14 protein-coding genes and 1 pseudogene are annotated in these 17,746 nt (G+C 64.0%); 13 read left to right on the top strand and 2 right to left on the bottom strand.

Features of this window, described 5'->3' with window-relative positions; genetic code table 11:
• Nucleotides 1-231 precede the first annotated feature (231 nt).
• The 3 genes from AX730_RS06955 to AX730_RS06945 all read left to right on the top strand — a co-directional run bounded on the left by AX730_RS06955 (nucleotide 232) and on the right by AX730_RS06945 (nucleotide 6,568).
• Entirely contained in the window at nucleotides 232-2,520 is a 2,289-nt protein-coding gene (locus AX730_RS06955) for a winged helix-turn-helix domain-containing protein (protein WP_232310197.1), read from the top strand.
• Nucleotides 2,521-2,667: 147 nt separating this feature from the next.
• Nucleotides 2,668-3,576 carry a helix-turn-helix domain-containing protein gene (locus tag AX730_RS06950; RefSeq protein ID WP_062353942.1) on the top strand — a complete coding sequence of 303 codons (909 nt, stop codon included), beginning with the start codon at nucleotides 2,668-2,670 and terminating at the stop codon, nucleotides 3,574-3,576.
• A 58-nt stretch (nucleotides 3,577-3,634) separates the two neighbouring features.
• The gene (locus tag AX730_RS06945) at nucleotides 3,635-6,568 is read left to right on the top strand and encodes a TonB-dependent receptor domain-containing protein (RefSeq protein ID WP_062353939.1); all 2,934 of its coding nucleotides are present in this window, start codon (nucleotides 3,635-3,637) and stop codon (nucleotides 6,566-6,568) included.
• Between the two features lie 142 nt (nucleotides 6,569-6,710).
• Here AX730_RS06945 and ppa read toward each other — a convergent pair whose 3' ends face one another.
• Entirely contained in the window at nucleotides 6,711-7,265 is a 555-nt protein-coding gene (gene ppa, locus AX730_RS06940; protein ID WP_062353937.1) for an inorganic diphosphatase, read from the bottom strand.
• A 153-nt stretch (nucleotides 7,266-7,418) separates the two neighbouring features.
• On the opposite strand from ppa, the gene AX730_RS06935 reads away from it, so the two are divergent.
• Nucleotides 7,419-8,204 (top strand): lytic transglycosylase domain-containing protein, encoded by a 786-nt coding sequence (locus tag AX730_RS06935; RefSeq protein WP_062353934.1) that lies wholly within the window; start codon nucleotides 7,419-7,421, stop codon nucleotides 8,202-8,204.
• A gap of 179 nt (nucleotides 8,205-8,383) precedes the next feature.
• Here AX730_RS06935 and AX730_RS06930 read toward each other — a convergent pair whose 3' ends face one another.
• Entirely contained in the window at nucleotides 8,384-9,019 is a 636-nt protein-coding gene (locus AX730_RS06930) for a Rossmann-fold NAD(P)-binding domain-containing protein (RefSeq protein WP_062353931.1), read from the bottom strand.
• Between the two features lie 165 nt (nucleotides 9,020-9,184).
• Here AX730_RS06930 and AX730_RS06925 point away from each other — a divergent pair, with 165 nt between their 5' ends.
• The 9 genes and pseudogenes from AX730_RS06925 to AX730_RS06885 all read left to right on the top strand — a co-directional run bounded on the left by AX730_RS06925 (nucleotide 9,185) and on the right by AX730_RS06885 (nucleotide 17,733).
• The gene (locus AX730_RS06925) at nucleotides 9,185-9,580 is read left to right on the top strand and encodes a hypothetical protein (protein ID WP_062353928.1); all 396 of its coding nucleotides are present in this window, start codon (nucleotides 9,185-9,187) and stop codon (nucleotides 9,578-9,580) included.
• 204 nt (nucleotides 9,581-9,784) lie between these two features.
• Nucleotides 9,785-10,144 carry an EF-hand domain-containing protein gene (locus AX730_RS06920; RefSeq protein WP_062353925.1) on the top strand — a complete coding sequence of 120 codons (360 nt, stop codon included), beginning with the start codon at nucleotides 9,785-9,787 and terminating at the stop codon, nucleotides 10,142-10,144.
• A gap of 145 nt (nucleotides 10,145-10,289) precedes the next feature.
• Nucleotides 10,290-10,595, top strand: coding sequence for an EF-hand domain-containing protein (locus tag AX730_RS06915; RefSeq protein ID WP_062353923.1), 306 nt, complete (start codon nucleotides 10,290-10,292; stop codon nucleotides 10,593-10,595).
• A 36-nt stretch (nucleotides 10,596-10,631) separates the two neighbouring features.
• Nucleotides 10,632-10,925, top strand: a complete 294-nt coding sequence (locus AX730_RS06910; protein ID WP_062353920.1) for a hypothetical protein — start codon at nucleotides 10,632-10,634, stop codon at nucleotides 10,923-10,925.
• Nucleotides 10,926-11,052: 127 nt separating this feature from the next.
• Nucleotides 11,053-11,469 (top strand): annotated as a pseudogene (locus AX730_RS06905) (HAD family hydrolase); the annotation flags it as partial.
• 143 nt (nucleotides 11,470-11,612) lie between these two features.
• Nucleotides 11,613-12,317: an HAD family hydrolase gene (locus tag AX730_RS06900; RefSeq protein ID WP_062353917.1), complete on the top strand. Its 705-nt coding sequence runs from the start codon at nucleotides 11,613-11,615 to the stop codon at nucleotides 12,315-12,317.
• Nucleotides 12,314-12,808 (top strand): MerR family transcriptional regulator, encoded by a 495-nt coding sequence (locus AX730_RS06895; protein WP_062353914.1) that lies wholly within the window; start codon nucleotides 12,314-12,316, stop codon nucleotides 12,806-12,808. Before AX730_RS06900 ends, AX730_RS06895 begins: the two co-directional genes overlap by 4 nt.
• A 211-nt stretch (nucleotides 12,809-13,019) precedes the next feature.
• Complete coding sequence (locus tag AX730_RS06890) at nucleotides 13,020-14,990, top strand: site-specific DNA-methyltransferase (RefSeq protein ID WP_083537780.1); 1,971 nt, start codon at nucleotides 13,020-13,022, stop codon at nucleotides 14,988-14,990.
• Nucleotides 14,974-17,733 (top strand): restriction endonuclease, encoded by a 2,760-nt coding sequence (locus tag AX730_RS06885; protein ID WP_062353911.1) that lies wholly within the window; start codon nucleotides 14,974-14,976, stop codon nucleotides 17,731-17,733. Before AX730_RS06890 ends, AX730_RS06885 begins: the two co-directional genes overlap by 17 nt.
• The last annotated feature ends 13 nt before the right edge of the window (nucleotides 17,734-17,746 follow it).

The raw sequence follows: 17,746 nt of genomic DNA, 5'->3' as shown, positions 1-17,746 counted from the left end.
AGGACGTCGGCGGAGAGAGAGTTTGCCTGTGATGCTCCCATTCAGGGCGAGCATGGCCATCACTGTAAAATGCACCGCGACGGTGCGCTTTCCCCATGCTGCCCCTGCACTTTGCCGAATTTGTCCGATTCCCTGATTCGGTCTGCGGTAGGTATTCAGGCACATGACGAAAGCTGGGCGCCGGCGCAGCATCCGCCGCACATGCCACGATCTATCGACACTCCCTCCCCGTTGCCCGCTGACCGTCTGAAGGTAGGCGAATGCCTTGTCGACATTCCGTTGCGCGAAGTCCGCGCGCCGGGTGCGCGCCGGGCCATGCGCATCACGCCGAAGTCGATGGGCGTGTTGCGCGTGCTGGCGGAGCATGCTGGCCGCGTGGTAACGCGCGATACGCTGCTGTCGACGGTGTGGCCCGATACGCTGCCCACGAACGACGTGGTCACGCAGGCCATCACCCAGCTGCGCAAGGCGTTTGGCGAGGGCGGCGATGGTCCGCGCTATATCGAGACGATCGCCAAGAGCGGTTATCGCCTGCTGGTCGAAGTCGAACGGTTGCCGGGTGTCGGCCCGCCACAAGGGGAGCCCGTGGCATCGGTCGGCGAAGCGGGGGCCGACGATGCGGTACCGCGCGCACCTGCGACGGATGTCGATGTCGCAGCTCCCGTGCCGAAGCGTCTGCCGCTAGACGGCCGTCTGTTCCGCCGATGGGCGTGGGGCGTTGGTCTCGGCATCGTGGCGCTGGCGGGCGCTGGCGCCATCGCCTGGAAAGTCGGGCGGGTATCACCTGCCGTTGCGGACCATGACAAGGCGCAGACCCTGGTGCCGGCACCGAAGGCGTATCGGCTGATCACGTCCGCGCCTGGTTTCGAGATGTCGCCGTCGCTGTCGCCGGATGGCTCGCAGGTGGCGTATCTGTCCAGCCAGACGGAAGAGCTGGCGGGCACTGCCATCCTGGTACAGACCACCGAGCCCGCACAGCCGCGCACGCTGACGACGCCACCGGCGGGCGCGTGGGACAGCAACCCGGAGTGGTCGCCCAACGGCCGCGAGATCGCGTTCCTGCGCCGTTTTCCTGGCCAGGACTGCCGCATCATGGCGGTGCCGGCCAGTGGTGGAGAACCGCGGATGCTGGGGGCTTGCGATCCGCACAACCGACCGACCTTCGACTGGATGCCGGAGGGTGACGGCCTGGTGTTCAGCAGCCCGCTCGCGGGAGGGGGAGAGCCGGGCCTGCATCTGCTGGACCTGGGCACCGGTCGCTGGCGCGCGCTGGATTACGGCGCCAACGCGCAGGACGTCGACACGGCACCACGCTATTCGCCCGATGGCCGCTGGATCGTGTTCGTCCGCAACACGCCACTGGGGGACCTGTGGCGTGTCCCCGCGACAGGAGGCACTGCGGAGCGGCTGACCCATCAGCGCGCAGAACTGCGCGGCTGGGACTGGACGCCGGACGGCAAGGCGATCGTGTTCGGTCGCCGGGTCGACAATCACACGCGGCTGTACCGACTGGCGCTGGACGGTCGCACGATCACCGACCTGGGCATCGAGGACGCACAGGCGCCTGCGATCGCGTCGCGTGCCGCGCTGCTCGCTTTCGTGCAGCGCAAGCCGCAGTTCGGCCTGTACCGGATCAGCAACGAGCCCCTGCCGGATGGGCAGGAGGCCGTGCCGGAGCGGCTGTTCGCATCGACGGGTCGCGATACCTTGCCCTCGGTCGCGCCGGATGGCCGGCACATCATGTTCACCTCAGACCGGTCCGGCGACTACGCACTGTGGTGGGCCGACATGTCGCGCGCGGGTTCGCTTCGCGTGATCGAGGGCTTCCATCCTGAGTCGCGGCATCTGCCCGCGTGGTCTCGGGACAGTACGCGGTTGCTCGTCGTGGGAACCGATACCAAAGGGCACTACGGTCTCCACGAACTCGAGCCGGGCAGCGGCCAGCTGCAGATGCTGCCGGTTCCGGTGCCGGAAGAAGACCTGCTGTTCGCGGCGTATCTGCCCGATCCTTCGCGCATCATGGTCGTGGCCGGGCGAGGGAACGGGCAGCAACTGGTGGTCTTCGACCGCAGCCAGACGCCGTGGCGTCGCGTCGCGGCCATCGATGGCGTGTCGTTCGCGCGGCCGGACGGCGTGCAGGGGCGCATCCTGTTCACCCGGCTGGGTCGTGATGGCCTGTGGCAGGCCGATCTTTCGCTGGCAGCCGGCAGCGTCCGCCAGGTGGATGGCAACCGTCCGGCGAGCCAGCGCTACCGTACCTGGACCGTGACCGAGGACGGTCAGATCGAGTACCTGGAACAACTGCCGGGCTGCTATGTCAGCCTGCGACACATCGGTGCCGGTCGCTCCCATCCATCGCCCCGTTGCCTCGAGCGGACCCACCTCGCCACCATCAACGGGTTCAGCGCACATGCGCGTGATCGTGTGACCTACGTCTCGATGGCGATCAACGACGGCTCGGACATCGGCTTCATGTCGCTGGGCGAAGCGCCCCCGGCCGGCGTCGGCGGCTTCTGGTAAATCGTTGTTTCCCGGAGCGAATCTGCTTTCGTAACTTCATCGGAAGCGCGATCACGAAGATTTCGGCGCGTTCTCCCGCGAATTTCCTGTCCGCGCGAGTGGTTTCGGGCACATCAACTGCCATTGATCAGCAAAGTGGATGGACCGATGGAGCACATGGTGTGGGCCGACCGCGGACACGTCGTCCGGGTCGAAGCGGTGGACGGCCAGGATCCCAGCGGTTGCGTGGCGGTTTCCCGGCTCGGTGCCGCGCAGGCAAGCGGCGACGTGTTCACCGTATGGATGCAGCTGCGGGGCGCCTCGTGGGTGGAGGCCAAGGAGGGGCGGTTCCGCCTGCGCCGTGGCCATTGGATCGCACTCGAGCGCGATTCCAAACCGCTGGTGCAGAGTGATCGCTACGCCTTGTGCGTGGGCGTCGCGTTGAGCGCGGAGGCACTGCGTGGCATGGCGCGTTTCGCCGACAGCCCGCTGTATGCGGGTCGCGGTCGCCTGGGCCATCGCGATGCGCTGACGCTGCTGCGTCTCTGGCGCGCGGCGTCACGCACACCACAACAGGGCGAGGAGATGTCCGCGCTGCGGCCGTTGCTTCTGCACCTGGGCGCCATCCAGCAGGAATTCTCCGACTACATCCCGCGCTGCCCGGGACGTTCGCGTAGCCGCAAGCGGCAAGTGTTCGGACGCCTGCAGCGCGCGCGCCTGTATCTCGAGGGCAACTGCGATCGCGTGGTGCGGATCAGCGAGCTGGCCGAACTGACCAGCTTCTCCAGCTGGTACTTCTCGCGCACGTTCTACAGCCTGTACGACGAAAGTCCGCAGGCGGCGGCCGCGCGCATGCGACTCGAACATGCGGCGGAACTGCTGCGCAGCACTTCGATGATGGTGGGCGAAGTCGCCGCCGCCTCCGGTTTCGACAATTGCTGCAGTTTCGCGAGGGCGTTCCGTGCGCGCTTCGGCACGTCGGCCAGCCGGTACCGCGCCTCCTCCGTGACGTCGAGGACAGACTCGGCAAAGTCATCGGCCGTCGCCCGCAAAGCGGCGGTGAAGACTGGAACGTAAGTTTGCAAGGCGTTTTAACACGCCCATAACGCAACACGTTCCTCTGAGGAGAGATTGAATGAACCACCGCAATTCGCGTCGCGCGATGCGGGTCGGCATGCTGCCGGCCGGTATCGCCATCGCATTGATCCCGGCGTTCGCCAGCGCGCAGGAGGCCACGGAGGCCACCAGCACGACCACCCTGGATCGCCTGGAAGTGACCGGCTCGCGCATCCGCACCGTCGACACCGAGACCCAGCAGCCCGTGCTGACGATCAGCCGCGACGACATCGAGAAGCAGGGCTTCAAGTCCGTTGTCGACATCCTGCAGAACGTCACCGCTGCCGGTTCTCCGGCCATCAGCCGTTCGGAACCCCTGTCCTCGGGCGAAATGGTCGGTGGCGCCTACATCGACATGCGCAACCTGGGCACCACGCGCACGCTGGTGCTGGTGAACGGCAAGCGCCTGGGTGCCAGCGTCAGCGGCTGGCAGGACATCTCGCAGATCCCGGCCGTGATGGTCGAGCGCATCGAAGTGCTGAAGGACGGCGCTTCGTCGATCTACGGCTCCGACGCGATGGCGGGCGTGGTGAACATCATCACCCGCAAGAACTTCGAAGGCGCAGAAGCGAACGCGTACGTCGGCCAGTACAACAAGGGCGACGGCCAGAAGGAAACCTACGATTTCATCATGGGCTTCTCGGGCGATCGCGGCTCGTTGACCCTGGGTGTCGAGTACTCCAAGGAAGAAGGCGTGTGGGCGAAAGACCGCTGGTATTCCTCCAGTTCGCGTACCAACCGCAATCCGACCCAGGGCTGGACCCCCGTCGGCCAGTGGGGTTCGCTGAGCAACGGCGACGTCGATGCCGACGGCAACCCGATCTTCTATTCGCTGGATCGCGGCGCCAATCCCTACGCCTTCGGCAACTTCCACGAGCAGGACCTGACGCCCGTCACCGGTGATGTCAGCAACTCCAACGAACAGATGCACCTGGTGACCCCGACCGAACGCCGTTCGGTGTTCGTCAACGGCATCTTCGACATCACCGACAACATCCGTTTCAACACCGACATGCTGTACTCCCGGCGCGAAAGCCAGGCGCAGGTGGCGGGCTACCCGCTGCAGTCCGGGGCCTACGGCATCACCATGTCGGCCGACAGCTATTTCAATCCGCTGGGCAATCAATGGAACCCGGGTGCAGGCCAGGAGGTCGGCTTCAACCGGCGTGGCTGGGAAGTGCCGCGCGTTTCCAACAACCAGCTGACCACGTACCGCTTCACCGGCGCGCTGGAAGGCAGCTTCCAGATCGGCGAACGCTACTTCGACTGGGATGCGGGCTATCTGTACAACAATGCCGAGCTGGTCCAGCGCCAGACCGGCAACTTCCGTATCTCCGCTGTCAAGCAGGCCACGGGTGAGTCCTTCTACAACGCCACCACCGGCCGCGTGGAATGCGGCTCTGCCGCGGGCCTTGCTGCGGGCACCAACCCGGCCTACGGCGCGGGTCCCGGCGCCTGCACGCCTTGGAATCCCTTCATCCCCTACGGCCGCACCGGCGACGGTGGCCTGACCGGCAATGCGGACCTGGCCGCGTTCCTGTTCCCCACCTCGCATGCCACGGGCGAAGTGGAGACCACCAGCTATTTCGCCAACATCTCCGGTTCGGTGCTTGAGCTGCCGGCCGGCGACCTGGGCTTCGCGCTGGGCTATGAATACCGCAAGGAAAAGGGTTCGTTCCAACCCGATGCACTGGCGCAGACTGGCGACTCCACCGACCTGGCTGCCGGCCCCACCGGCGGTGGCTACGATGTCAACGAGGTCTACGCCGAGTTCAACATCCCGGTGCTGTCCAATCTGCCGGGTGCGCAGGAACTGAGCTTCAACGTGGCGACGCGCTACTCCAACTACAACACGTTCGGCGACACGCTGAACAGCAAGTTCGGCTTCAAGTGGAAGCCGATGGAGTCGCTGCTGGTGCGTGGTACGTGGTCTGAAGGGTTCCGTGCGCCGACGATCGCCGACCTCTATGGCGGTAGCTCGCAGTCGTTCGAATACTTCACCGATCCGTGCGACACCCTGTTCGGTGATGCGGCCACCAATGCCGCCACGCTGGCGCGCTGCTCGCAGGACATCGCCAACGCCGCCACCTACCGCCAGCTGAAGCAGGGCTTCGTGGTGGCGGAAGGTCCGGACGAGCAGAGCCCGGTGCCGTTCACCGCCGGCTCCAACCCGAAACTGACGCCGGAAACGTCCACCTCCAAGACGCTGGGCGTGGTCTGGAGCCCGGGCTTCGCGCAAGGCCTGAACATCGCGCTCGACTGGTGGGCGGTCAAGGTGGAGAACACCATCATTGACGATACCCCGACCGACCAGCTCAACGACTGCTACATCCTCGGCATCGCCGAGCGCTGCGGCACCTTCACGCGCGATGCTGGTCGCGGTTATGTCAATGCCCTGTCCTACGGCAGCCGCAATGCCGGTTACCTCGACACCGAGGGCTACGACATGGAAGCCACGTACCGCTGGGAGACGGACGGCTTCGGCCGCTTCGACTTCAACTGGCAGACCACGTACGTGTCCAGGTACGAGCTGAAGACCACCAACGATGCCAACCTGCCGGTCAACATCGAGAACGGCTTCGGTGCGTACTTCCGTGTCCGTTCGAACCTGAGCACCAACTGGACGATGGGCAGCTTCGGCATCGGCTGGAACATGCGTTATTACTCCGGCACCAAGGAGCGTTGCTACTACGCCGATCGTTGCTCCGAGCCGGATTACGTGTCCGGGGATCCGACCAAGAACTACGAGATGAACCGCATGGGTTCCAACACGTTCCACGACCTGCAGATCCGCTGGAACGCGCCCTGGAACGCCGTCATCTCCGTGGGTGCGAACAACGTGTTCGACCGCTACGCCGCACCGGCGTATTCGGCGCCGAACTCGCAGTTCTCGTATTACGGCGGCTTCGACATTGGCCGTTTCATGTACATGCAGTACAAGCAGCGCTTCTGATCCACGGATCACGCACTGTCGTTACCTGCCACGGCCCCGAAAGGGGCCGTGGTGTTTCATGCGCCTCACGATGCTGGATCAGCAAAAAAGAAGGCCGCGCAAGGCGGCCTTCTCGTCCACGAGCGCGGTGACGCGCCGAGGCTCAGAACTTGTGCTTCTCGTCGTCCGGCTGGGCGGCCTGGCGCGCGATGGCGTCGAGCAGCACGGCCTTGGCTTCGGCGGCGTTGCCCCAGCCGTCGAGCTTGACCCACTTGCCCTTCTCCAGGTCCTTGTAGTGCTCGAAGAAGTGGCCGATGCGCTCCAGCCAGTGCGGGCTGACCTGGTCGATATCGCTGATATGGCTGTAGCCGGCGAACACCTTGTCGACCGGCACGGCCAGCAGCTTTTCGTCGCTGCCGGCTTCGTCGCTCATGCGCAGCACGCCGACCGGGCGGCAGCGGATCACCGAACCGGGGATCAGCGGCAGCGGCAGCACGACCAGCACGTCGGCCGGGTCGCCGTCGCCGCATAGCGTGTGCGGGACGTAGCCGTAGTTGCAGGGGTAGCGCATGGGGGTGGAGAGGATGCGGTCGACGAAGATCGCACCGCTGGCCTTGTCCACCTCGTACTTCACCGGCTCGGCGTCCTTGGGGATCTCGATGATGACGTTGATTTCGTCCGGCGGGTTCTTGCCGGCGCTGACCAGATCCAGGCCCATTGAATGCTCCGAGGGGGTACGGTGATTGAGGGCCGGCATTTTACGCGGTTGGCTGCTGCGGCGCAGCAGGACCATCGGCGCACTGGCCGACTGTCGGCATCGGCCGCGCGGTTCAGGTTGAACTTCACGGTCCGGGCCTAGAATCCGCCGCCCATGCCCCTCCATCGATCCGCCGCCAGCCTGCTGCTGATGGTGCTGGCCCTTGCCAGCGCTGAGGCGGGGGCGCGCACGGTGTATCGCTGCGTGCAGGGTGGGACGGTCAGCCTGGCCACGGCGCCGGAGCCGGGTTCCAAGTGCACGGCCAAGGAGATCGACGACAACGCCGTCAGTACGCCCAACCTGTGGGGCTCGATGGGCGTCTTCAGCGGCACCCTGTACGAGCGCGACCAGGACGGGCAGAAGGTCTATTCCACCCGCAACCTGCCGGGTTCCGTTCCCTATCTGAAGTTCACCGTGCAGACGCCGCCGGGCGAACCGGCCCATCCAGGGCTGGGACGTGTCGGCAAGCCGCGGCTGGACCGCTTCCCCTCCGAGTTCAGGGCCGCCGCACGCCAGACCGGGGTGGACGATGCCTGGCTGCGCGCGGTGGCGCACGCGGAAAGCGACTTCGACGCCAAGGCGCTGTCGCCCAAGGGGGCGATGGGCGTGATGCAGCTGATGCCGGACGTGGCCAAGGAGTACGGCGTGGCGGATCCGTTCTCGTCCACCGAGTCGATCAACGCCGGCGCCCGCCACCTGCGCTTGTTGATGAAGCGCTACAAGGGCGACATGACCCTGGTCGCCGCCGCCTACAACGCCGGCATCGGTACGGTGACGCGCTACGGCGGCGTGCCGCCCTACGCGGAAACGCAGGAATACGTCTCCAAGGTCACCGCGCTCTACGAGCTTTACCTGCGTGCGTTGGGGCGGAAGCAGGCGCCGGAGCGGCCGGCGCTGTAGCCAGCGAGGGAGTGCGGCGATGCTCGGTCGCCGACGTCCGTTGTTGCCCCGTGCGTGTCAGTGTGGTCCGACCGTCCAGCGTCGGCGCAAGGAGACGGCCATGAAGCGTTGATGCGGGATCGGCACGGCTACTGACCGCGTGCGGGTACCGGCCGACGATCCCGGCGCTTGAGTCGGCGTCAGCCGAGCAGCTGCTCGGAGGGGATCACGTGTCGGCCCGGTGGTGCATCCAGCGCCGCCTGCAGCAGTGCGTCGGCAACCCGTTCCGCCGGCACGACGCGATAACGTGCCGGCAGCACCGTATCCAGCACCGCCATCACGCGCAGCGCCAGGCCTTCCCCACGTCGATGCTGCTTTCGCTCTCCGCCCAACAGCCCCGGGCGCAACAGACTGAGCGATGCGAAGCCAATGCCGGTCAAGGCATCTTCCACTTCGCCCTTCGTGCGCGAATAGAAGATGCGCGAACGTGCGTCCGCGCCCATCGCCGATACCAGTGCGAACGTCGTCGCGCCGTGCGCATGTGCATGGTGCGCGATCGCGAGCGGATAGTCGTGGTCCACGCGGCGGAAAGCGTCCTGTGAGCCGGCATCGCGGATCGTGGTGCCCAACGCGCATGCCACGGCATCCGCCCGCCACCAGACGGCATCGGCAGGCAAGGCATCGAAGTCCACGACCGGATTGAGCAGCTTGGGGTGCGGCGCCAGCGGTCGCCGCGTCGGTGCGACGACCTGCCGGACGCGCGGCGATGCGAGCGCACGCTGCAGCGTCGCCTCGCCGACGAGGCCGGTGGCACCGGCCAGCAGTAGACGCGTCATGGGATGCCTCCTGGTCGGGACCGGAGCTGCCATCTTGCCAGTCCTGTCGCGGCGCGGTGGGCGGCATCGGTTACCCTTTCGCGACGGGCGCGGCCCGATGACACGGGATTCCTGCATGCACTGCGACGCCGCTCCTGCTCCTTTCTGCCCTGCGGGCAGGGATCGATGAACCTGCCGCTCCACTACGGCGTGCTCGGCGCCCTGGAAGCGGGATTGATTGCGCTCCTCGTGGGCATGCTGTGTTTCCTGTTCTGGAACTGGCTGAGCGGCAGGATGCGTTGGTCGATGGGTCATGCCATCGGCTGGGCCTGCGTCTCGGCAGTCGTGATAGGCGCGGGTATCGATGTCTGGAACATGTTCTACCTCGGCATTGCGCGGCTCGAGTCGCCGCTTTACGCACGCATCGCACTGAAAGGCATCCACGATCCCGATGGTCTGGGGTCTCGCGTGGTGCTGGAAATCGCCGGTGCATTGACCGGCGTCGTGCTGGGTTGGCAATGGTTCAGTAAAAAAATCGACCAGCCGACAGCGACCAACGGCAACGAAAAAACGGATGCGTAACGTCAAAGCCGGTGCGACGTCACGCATTCCACATGGCGCTGACAAAGCGCTCACGGTTGGCTAACACCGGTTTAGCCGATGCACGATGCCGGTTGGTTAAGCAGGCGTGCACGTTCATGTCGTGCGGCAAATTTCGTTCAGACGCAGGGCGGCAAGGTGGGGCCGTGCGCAATCGGACGCACTCCCACAGAACGGAGCACTGACATGACGAATAACAACCGCAAGCCGCTGATTGCCCTGGTCGCCCTGAGCGCCGCGCTGGCCATGCCGCTGGCATTCGCCCAGGAAAAGGCGGAAGACGCAGCGCAGGCCCACACCGAGCAGGCTGCGACAGGTTCGGCGACCACGCCCACCCAGAGCACCGACGCTGCCGCCACGCAGGCCAAGCAGGGTTGGGCCGATGTCGACACCAACGGCGACGGCAACATCAGCAAGGAAGAAGCCGCCGCGAACCCGGGCCTGAGCCAGGTGTTCGACCAGGCTGACGCCAATGCCGATGGTTCGCTCACCGCCGACGAGTACAAGGCGTTCGTGAGCAAGAACTACGGCGACCAGCAGAAGTAAGCTGGACCGTCGCACGGGATCGACGCTGCGCCCCCACGTGACGGTGTGATCCCGCTGGAAGGGCGGCCTGTCGTGCCGCCCTTCTTCATGCCGGATCGTCGTTGCAGGCAGGCGTCGTCCGCATCATCCAGACCGGGAGGAATCCATGGCACGCATGCAGTCGGCAAGCCTCGTGTTATCCGCGGCGATCCTCGCCTTGTCGGTACCGCTGGCCCATTCCCAGGAAACGAGCGACCGTGGCGTCCACGAATCGCGGCAGGTGCCGACGTCGACCACCACGGCCACGCCGCGTCCCTTCGAGGAGCTCGATCAGAATGCGGATGGCGCCATCAGCAAGGATGAGGCGGCGGTCGATCCTCCCCTGGCGCAGGTCTTCGGCACGCTGGACAAGGATGCCGATGGTCGCCTGAGCCCCGATGAATATGCGGCGTACGCGCCGGGCACGCCCTGACGCCCGCGTCGACCCCACGATGCAAGGAGAAAAACCATGAAGAAGTTATCCAACTCTCCGCTGTCGCTGAGCCTCGGACTTGCCTTGGCCAGTGCGGCCCTGATGACGGGATGCGGACCGAAGCCGGAAGACACGCCGCCGCCGAGCGCGCCCGAACCGGTGGAGACCGCGCCACCGACCGACAACATGACACCGCCGGCACCTTCGCCGACGGATCCGTCGGCACCGCCCACCGATTCAACGCTGCCGCCACCGGCCAACCCGAACGCACCGGAAACCACGCCACCGCCCGCCGATGGCACGGCACCGCCCCACAGCTCGGGCGGTTGATCGAGGACCCGTCCGCGCTCGCCAGCCACACGACGGTCACCCTGTAAGGGGGTGGCCGTTTTTCATGCGCCGTCGGAACGACTGTTATGCTTCGCGGCCTTCGTGCAGGCAGAAGGCAAGGGTTCCAATGGCGCGCATCCGATGGGTTGGTTTCGACGGGGACGACACGCTCTGGAAGAGCGAGGACTACTACCGACAGGCGGAAGCGGACTTCGAAAGCATCCTGGGCGCCTATGTGGATCTTGCCGACGCACGCACGCACCAGCATCTGCTGGACGTCGAGCGGCGCAACCTGAAGATCTTCGGCTACGGCGTGAAGGGCATGACGCTGTCGATGCTGGAAACCGCAATCCAGGTGACCGACGAGCGCATCAGCGCGCGCGACCTGCACCGGGTGATCGAGATCGGACGCGCTACCCTGCAGCATCCGGTGGAGCTGCTGCCCGGCATCCGTGATGCGGTCAAGCAGATTGCTGCCGACCACGAGATCGTGCTCATCACCAAGGGCGACCTGTTCCATCAGGAACAAAAGATGCGGTCTGCTGTGGGGGTGTTCAATGGGGGTAAAGCATTGAAATACAAGGATTACGGCGGAAAATGGCGCCGATCCAGACGCCGCTCATGTGGTCATGTACGGCCTGATATGGCCCATTCTTGCCCCGATTTTGCCCCGATTATGGAGGCAGCATGATCCAGATGGTCGGGTTCGATGGGGACGACACCCTGTGGCGCAGCCAGGAGTTCTACGACCAGGCGCAGCTCGATTTCGAGGCGATCATTGCCCGCTACATCGATTTGGACGTAGCCGGGCTGCGCGCGATATTGCTGGCTACCGAGCGCGGCAACCTGGCTCAGTACGGCTATGGCGTGAAGGGCATGATCCTGTCGATGGTGGAAGCAGCCATTGATCTGACCGGAGGCCGCATCGAGTCCCGCGACATCCGCGCCATCATGGACATGGGCAAGGATCTGCTGGTCCACCCCGTCGAGTTGCTGCCTGGTATCGCCCAAGCCGTCGAAGACGTCTCACGACGCTATCGGGTTGTCCTGATCACCAAGGGGGATCTCTTTCACCAAGAGCGCAAGGTGGCACAGTGCGGCTTGACCGCGTTCCAGCGCATCGAGATCGTCTCCGAGAAGGACGTGGGCACCTATCGCAGGTTGCTGCAGGAGTTCGAGGTCCAACCCGAAGCGTTCGCCATGGTGGGCAACTCCATGAAGTCCGACATCGCGCCCGTCGTCGAGCTGGGCGGGTGGGGCGTGTACATGCCTTACCACGCCACCTGGGAGCATGAGTTGCTCCCCGAGTACGATGGAGGTGGTCGGGTCGTTGAGGTCGACGGCGCCGATCGCATCAGCGAAGCCCTGGACAGGATGGCGTCGACCAGATGACGTACGAGGAAACACTGGAACTGTTGATCTTGCAGTACCCCGGCAAGACACACTTGAAGGTGGAAGAGGTGGCCCGGGTGTTGAATCAGCACCCCGACACCGTGCGCGAGCGCATGCGAAGCGGCGACTTGCCGAAGGCTGAAAAGAACAACGGCATCTGGGAGGTATCCATCCCGGACATGGCCAGGATCCGGACTCCTCCGTCCAAGGCCCCCCAGATCCCATCACCCCCTGTCATCGTGGGCGGTGCGCGGCGGCGAAAGGCTGTCGTGATGAACTACCGCACAGATCGCTTCTGGGCTCAGGTGGCTCGTGTACTGGGCGACATCGAGACCGCCGATGTACTGGATCTCCGCGCCCAGGACTTGTACGACGAGCAGGTTCGGCTGTACTTGCTCGATCGTTCGGAGAAACGCCGAGCGCAGTTGGCGGCTATCGCGACTTCTGCTCGCTTGGACAGTTCTGGCGCAAACGGTCTAAATGACCTGTAAACACCCAAGTAGATAGGTTTCGTCAGTTCATCGATCCCCGCCTCGTCGCGTGAGACTGGGTGGCAGCAGACTTCTTGACACGGCATAGGCAACCGAAATGTCTCTCGGGGTGGCGGTGCCGTGTAACCAACGGCTAACCTGCTGTCTTACCCATGTAGAGCAAAACGCGCTCACGTCGGACACCCTCCTTCAAGATCAATAACTTAGACCCATGAGCGAACCAGAACCGACGGCAGGACAGGTGCCGGCCACCACGGAAGACGCCAAAGCGACCCTGCTGGCGCAGCTTCGCGAACTCTTGCCGAGCGCGTTCCTGGATGGCGAGCTGGACAAGCCGGCCCTGCTGGCGGCGCTGGACCTGGATGACGCGTCCTTGCCCGCATTCGCCTTCACCTGGCCAGGCATCGAGCAGGCCCGCCAGGATGCCCGTGCACCGACAACGACCACCCTGGTGCCGGACCCTGCGGCCTCCGTCAACTGGGACACCGCCAAGGACGTACTCATCGAAGGCGACAACCTTCAGGTCCTGAAGCTGCTCAAGAACGGCTATACCGGCGCGTTCAAGCTGATCTATATCGACCCGCCGTACAACACTGGCGACACCTTCACCTATAACGATGACTTCGCAGCCAAGGAGGCCGACTACCTCCGGGACACGGGTCAGGCCGACGAACAGGGCGCGACGACCAGCAAGAAGGAAACCAAGGGCCGCAAGCACGCGCCCTGGTTGACCATGATGTTTCCGCGACTGGTAGCGGCGCGGCACTTGTTGCGGAAGGACGGCGTATTCCTGGCCAGCATCGACAACAATGAAGTCCACCACCTCCGCCTACTGCTCGATGCCGTGTTCGGCGCAGAGAACTTCGTTGACATGATGACGTGGCAAGGGGGCCGTAAAGGCGACGCCAAACTTACTGCGGGCGGACAAGATTACGTCTTGATCTACGCCAAAAATCGCAAACAGCTGAAGAACCTGGATGTCCGCTGGCGTGAACGCAAGACTGGGCTGGAGCCAGTTTATGCCAAAGAGGCAGAACTGCTGCAGAAGCACGGCAACGATTTTGAAGCAGCAAAGGTTGAGCTTCGAGCCTGGTATGAGGAGTTGCCTGAAGGCAATCCGGCCAAACAGCACTCGCACTATGACCGCATAGACGACGGTGGCGTTTGGACTTCTGACAACAGCTCGAGCCCTAACTACCGCGAAAACCTGATCTACGACTTCAATGGCCATCCGCCTCCGGAAAACGGCTGGCGCTATGAACTCGCCAGGATGGAGCAGCTTGATCGAGAGGGCCGACTGATCTATCCCAGCGGTCGAGCAACTCGCATCCGCATCAAAAAATATCTTCATGAGCAGGAGCGATGGGCGCCAGCATCAACGTTCTATCGAGACCGAAGCGGTGCCTCGTCTGCGCTCAATACATTGATGGGCGCAGATGTTTTCGACGACCCGAAAAGCACGGATGTGCTGGCTCGACTAGTCCACGCCATCACCGGCGATGGTGATCTAGTGCTGGACTTCTTTGCCGGCTCCGGCTCCACCGGCCATGCCGTATGGGAGCAGAACCCACGCGATGAGAAGACCAGGCACTGGGTACTCGTGCAACGTCCGGAAACGCCCGACAGCACTACCGAAACAGGCAGGAACGCCGTCGCTGCTGGCTATGGCACGATCTTCGAGATCACCGCCGAGCGCCTGCGCCGCGCCGCCGCACAGCTGGGCGATGAGCTTGGCTTTCGTGTCTTCCGAACACGCGAAACCGGCCTGGCCATCGAGGCTCCCGTCGTGGCCAAGGCTGGGGAGACCGAAGGCGCGCAGCTGGCGATGATGTTGGCAGAAGCAGCCAAGCCACCGGTCAAGGAAGGCGCCGACACTGCTGCCCTAGCGTGGGAGGTCGCGCTGAAGGCCAGCGATGCCGCGTTGACCGCGACACTGGCCACCTATGAAGTCGATGGCGCCACGATCTACGAGTTCAAGAATGCCGAGGACCAGCGACTTCTGGTCTGCCTGGACCGGTTCACCATGGCCGCAGCTGAAGCCATCGGCTTGCGCGAGACCGGTGACGACACCCTGATCCTGCGGGGCGACCAGGTGGATGACGCCCTCACCCTGACGTTGGCACCGCGCCTGCGCTCGAAGCTGATCATGCTGGAGAGGATGGCGCGTGAAGTTTCGATTTGATGACCAGCCCCACCAGGCCCAAGCCACCGAAGCAGTCGTCGACCTTTTCGAAGGGGCGCTGTTTCCACCCCCTACCGTCGCCGGGCATGATCCTGGGGCGCAGGGACATGCAGGCTTCCAGCTCAACGAGGGCGCGCTTGCGCAGAACCTGCTGAAGGTGACCGAGCGCGAGGCCGTTGCGGCACAGGACACGCTGATCCAGATGGAGGAAACAGACCTCCTCGATCAGGCCCGCGCGTTCCCGAACTTCTCGGTGGAGATGGAAACGGGCACCGGCAAGACTTATGTGTACATCGCCACTGCCCTACGGCTGGCGGAAGCTTACGGTCTGCGCAAGTTCGTCATCCTGGTCCACTCCGTTGCAATCCGCGCGGGTGTGGTCCAGACCTTCGAACAGACCCGTGATCACTTCCGAGCCAAGTACCCGCACCTGGACTACCAGTGGCGCGTACTTGGCGAAACACAGGCTGTGGCGGACTTCGCTGACCCTTCATCGAAGATCCAGTTCCTGATCGCCGGCATCAGCTCGCTGGATAAGCCAGCGACCAACACCCTGTACGCCGAAGCCGAGCAGGCCAACCTGTGGAATGTCGGCGCCACCGGTATGGATCAGCTCTCCAAGCTGCGGCCCGTGGTGATGATCGACGAGCCGCAGAACATGGCCACGCCCAAGCGGCGCAAGACCATCACCACGCTCAATCCGCTCGTAGCGCTGCGTTACAGCGCTACGCACCGCGAGCCATTCAACATGGTTCATCGCCTGACCGCCAAGCGGGCCGCTGAACTGGGCCTGGTCAAGCGCGTTAGCGTGAAGGGAGTAGTGGCGGGCGAAACGGGCCAGCCCTACCTCCATCTGAAGGGCATCTCCTCCAGGAGGGTGCGGGGGACGACACACTGGCTGGCGGAGCTTGTGGTCGATACCGCGAGTGGCGACCGCAAGACCGTCGTCCTAGGACCAGGAGCCGACCTGGCGGCAGAAAGTGACGGACTGGCCCAGTATCAGGGCTACACGATCGACCAGATGAGCCGTACAGAGCGGCGCCTAGACTTCGACAACGGCGTGAGCATCACCGTGGGCGAGACACTGGGCGTTGATGGGCTGTCGCTATGGCGCGACCAGGTCCGGCACACGATCCGCGCTCACCTGCAGAAGCAAGCTGACATCGAGCGTCGCGGCCTTGGCGTGAAGGTGCTCTCGTTGTTCTTCGTTGAGCGCGTTGCCGACTACGTTGGCAATGACGCGGTGCTGCCTGCAATGTTCGACACCATCTTCCAGGAAGAATGGACACGGGCGGGTCGACCGGCGAACACCATGCCCGACCCTGCATCCCTTCGCGTTCATTACTTCCCGTCCACAAAGGCAGGCCAGTACAAGGACACGAGCGGCAGGGCCAACGAAGAGAGCTTCGAGGCACGCGCGTATGACGAGATCATTGCCAACAAGGCGAAGCTCCTGGAGCTGAGCAATCCGCGTGCCTTCATTTTCTCGCACTCGGCCTTGCGGGAAGGCTGGGACAACCCGAACGTCTTTCAGATCGGCTTCCTGCGTCACACCCGATCCGATACCGAACGACGCCAGCAGATTGGTCGCGGCCTGCGCTTGCCGGTGGATGAGCACGGCAACCGGCTTCAGGACGAGGCGATCAATCGCCTCACCCTGGTCGTGGACGAGAGCTTCAGTGAGTTCAGGGATGGCCTCAACGCCGAGTACGGATCCAGCAGCGACAGGCCGGACGTCGAGAACGAGGATCACAAGGTCACCATAAAGCTGCGGCAGGACAAGATCGAAAGCCCTGAGTTCGAGGCACTTTGGAACCGCATTCGCTACCGCGCGGTCTATCGCATCGACCGCGTCGATGAGAGCGAACTTGCCCTGAAAGTGGCCGGCCACGAGCACCTGGAGAACCTGCGCTTCATTCAGCGACGGGCCAACCTGATCCAGAGCGCGGACCTGATCTACGACGACGCGGGTAAGGTCATCACGACCGACGAAACCGTAAACCAGAGTGCGGGCGAGCGTATCGTCCTCGAAGGGCAACGGCTTCCTAATGTCGTTCAACTGGTCGAAGACCAACTCCAACACGGCAAGTTCCCTCTCCAGCTCACGCGACCGACCGTGGTCGCAATCCTGGGAGGCATCCCGACAGCCCTGCAGATGGGCGCGATCCACGACCCTGAGACTTGGTCGCGAACTGTTGCCCAGGTCATTCGCATGGTCGTAATCGAGCAGATGATCGAGAACATCAAGTACGTGCCGGTTGACGAGGCAAGTTGGTGGGATGCAAACGTCGTATTCGTTGAGAGCGAAACCAAGAACAAGCTGCTGGCGGAGCCAGGGAAGCCCGCGCCGCCGACTGGTGTAGCCCAGTCGCCAAATGACGGGTTCAACCTGTACGACCATGTTGATTACGACAGCCTGGTCGAGAAGTCGTTTGCGGAGCTACTGGAGAACAGTCGAGGCACGGTCAAACTGTTCACCAAGCTGCCGCGACGGTTCCGCGTGAGAACTCCAGTCGGCGAGTATTCGCCGGACTGGGCCATCGTCGTGGAAAGTGAAGGGGTTGAGCACTTGTATCTCGTGCGCGAGACCAAGGACACACTCACCCTCAATGACCTTGCCTGGGACGAAGCCATGCGTATCCGTTTCGCTGCCAAGCACTTCATGGCCGCTCCGAATGGCGCAGTAGACTTCACCAACACGACGGCGCAGGCTGGTATTCGGATCGCTCAAGCTCTTGGGTGATCGCCCGATACGG

The organism is Pseudoxanthomonas mexicana (genome assembly GCF_001556105.1).
Taxonomy (GTDB): Bacteria; Pseudomonadota; Gammaproteobacteria; order Xanthomonadales; family Xanthomonadaceae; genus Pseudoxanthomonas_A; species Pseudoxanthomonas_A mexicana_A.
This window is presented reverse-complemented; position numbering and strand designations above follow the sequence as displayed.

Coding starts and splice junctions, on each gene's coding strand:
- AX730_RS06895 (WP_062353914.1), top strand. CDS start 12,314: ATGACGTACGAGGAAACACTGGAACTGTTGATCTTGCAGTACCCCGGC.
- AX730_RS06920 (WP_062353925.1), top strand. CDS start 9,785: ATGACGAATAACAACCGCAAGCCGCTGATTGCCCTGGTCGCCCTGAGC.
- AX730_RS06950 (WP_062353942.1), top strand. CDS start 2,668: ATGGAGCACATGGTGTGGGCCGACCGCGGACACGTCGTCCGGGTCGAA.
- AX730_RS06900 (WP_062353917.1), top strand. CDS start 11,613: ATGATCCAGATGGTCGGGTTCGATGGGGACGACACCCTGTGGCGCAGC.
- AX730_RS06930 (WP_062353931.1), bottom strand. CDS start 9,019: ATGACGCGTCTACTGCTGGCCGGTGCCACCGGCCTCGTCGGCGAGGCG.
- AX730_RS06945 (WP_062353939.1), top strand. CDS start 3,635: ATGAACCACCGCAATTCGCGTCGCGCGATGCGGGTCGGCATGCTGCCG.
- AX730_RS06935 (WP_062353934.1), top strand. CDS start 7,419: ATGCCCCTCCATCGATCCGCCGCCAGCCTGCTGCTGATGGTGCTGGCC.
- AX730_RS06890 (WP_083537780.1), top strand. CDS start 13,020: ATGAGCGAACCAGAACCGACGGCAGGACAGGTGCCGGCCACCACGGAA.
- ppa (WP_062353937.1), bottom strand. CDS start 7,265: ATGGGCCTGGATCTGGTCAGCGCCGGCAAGAACCCGCCGGACGAAATC.
- AX730_RS06910 (WP_062353920.1), top strand. CDS start 10,632: ATGAAGAAGTTATCCAACTCTCCGCTGTCGCTGAGCCTCGGACTTGCC.
- AX730_RS06915 (WP_062353923.1), top strand. CDS start 10,290: ATGGCACGCATGCAGTCGGCAAGCCTCGTGTTATCCGCGGCGATCCTC.
- AX730_RS06925 (WP_062353928.1), top strand. CDS start 9,185: ATGAACCTGCCGCTCCACTACGGCGTGCTCGGCGCCCTGGAAGCGGGA.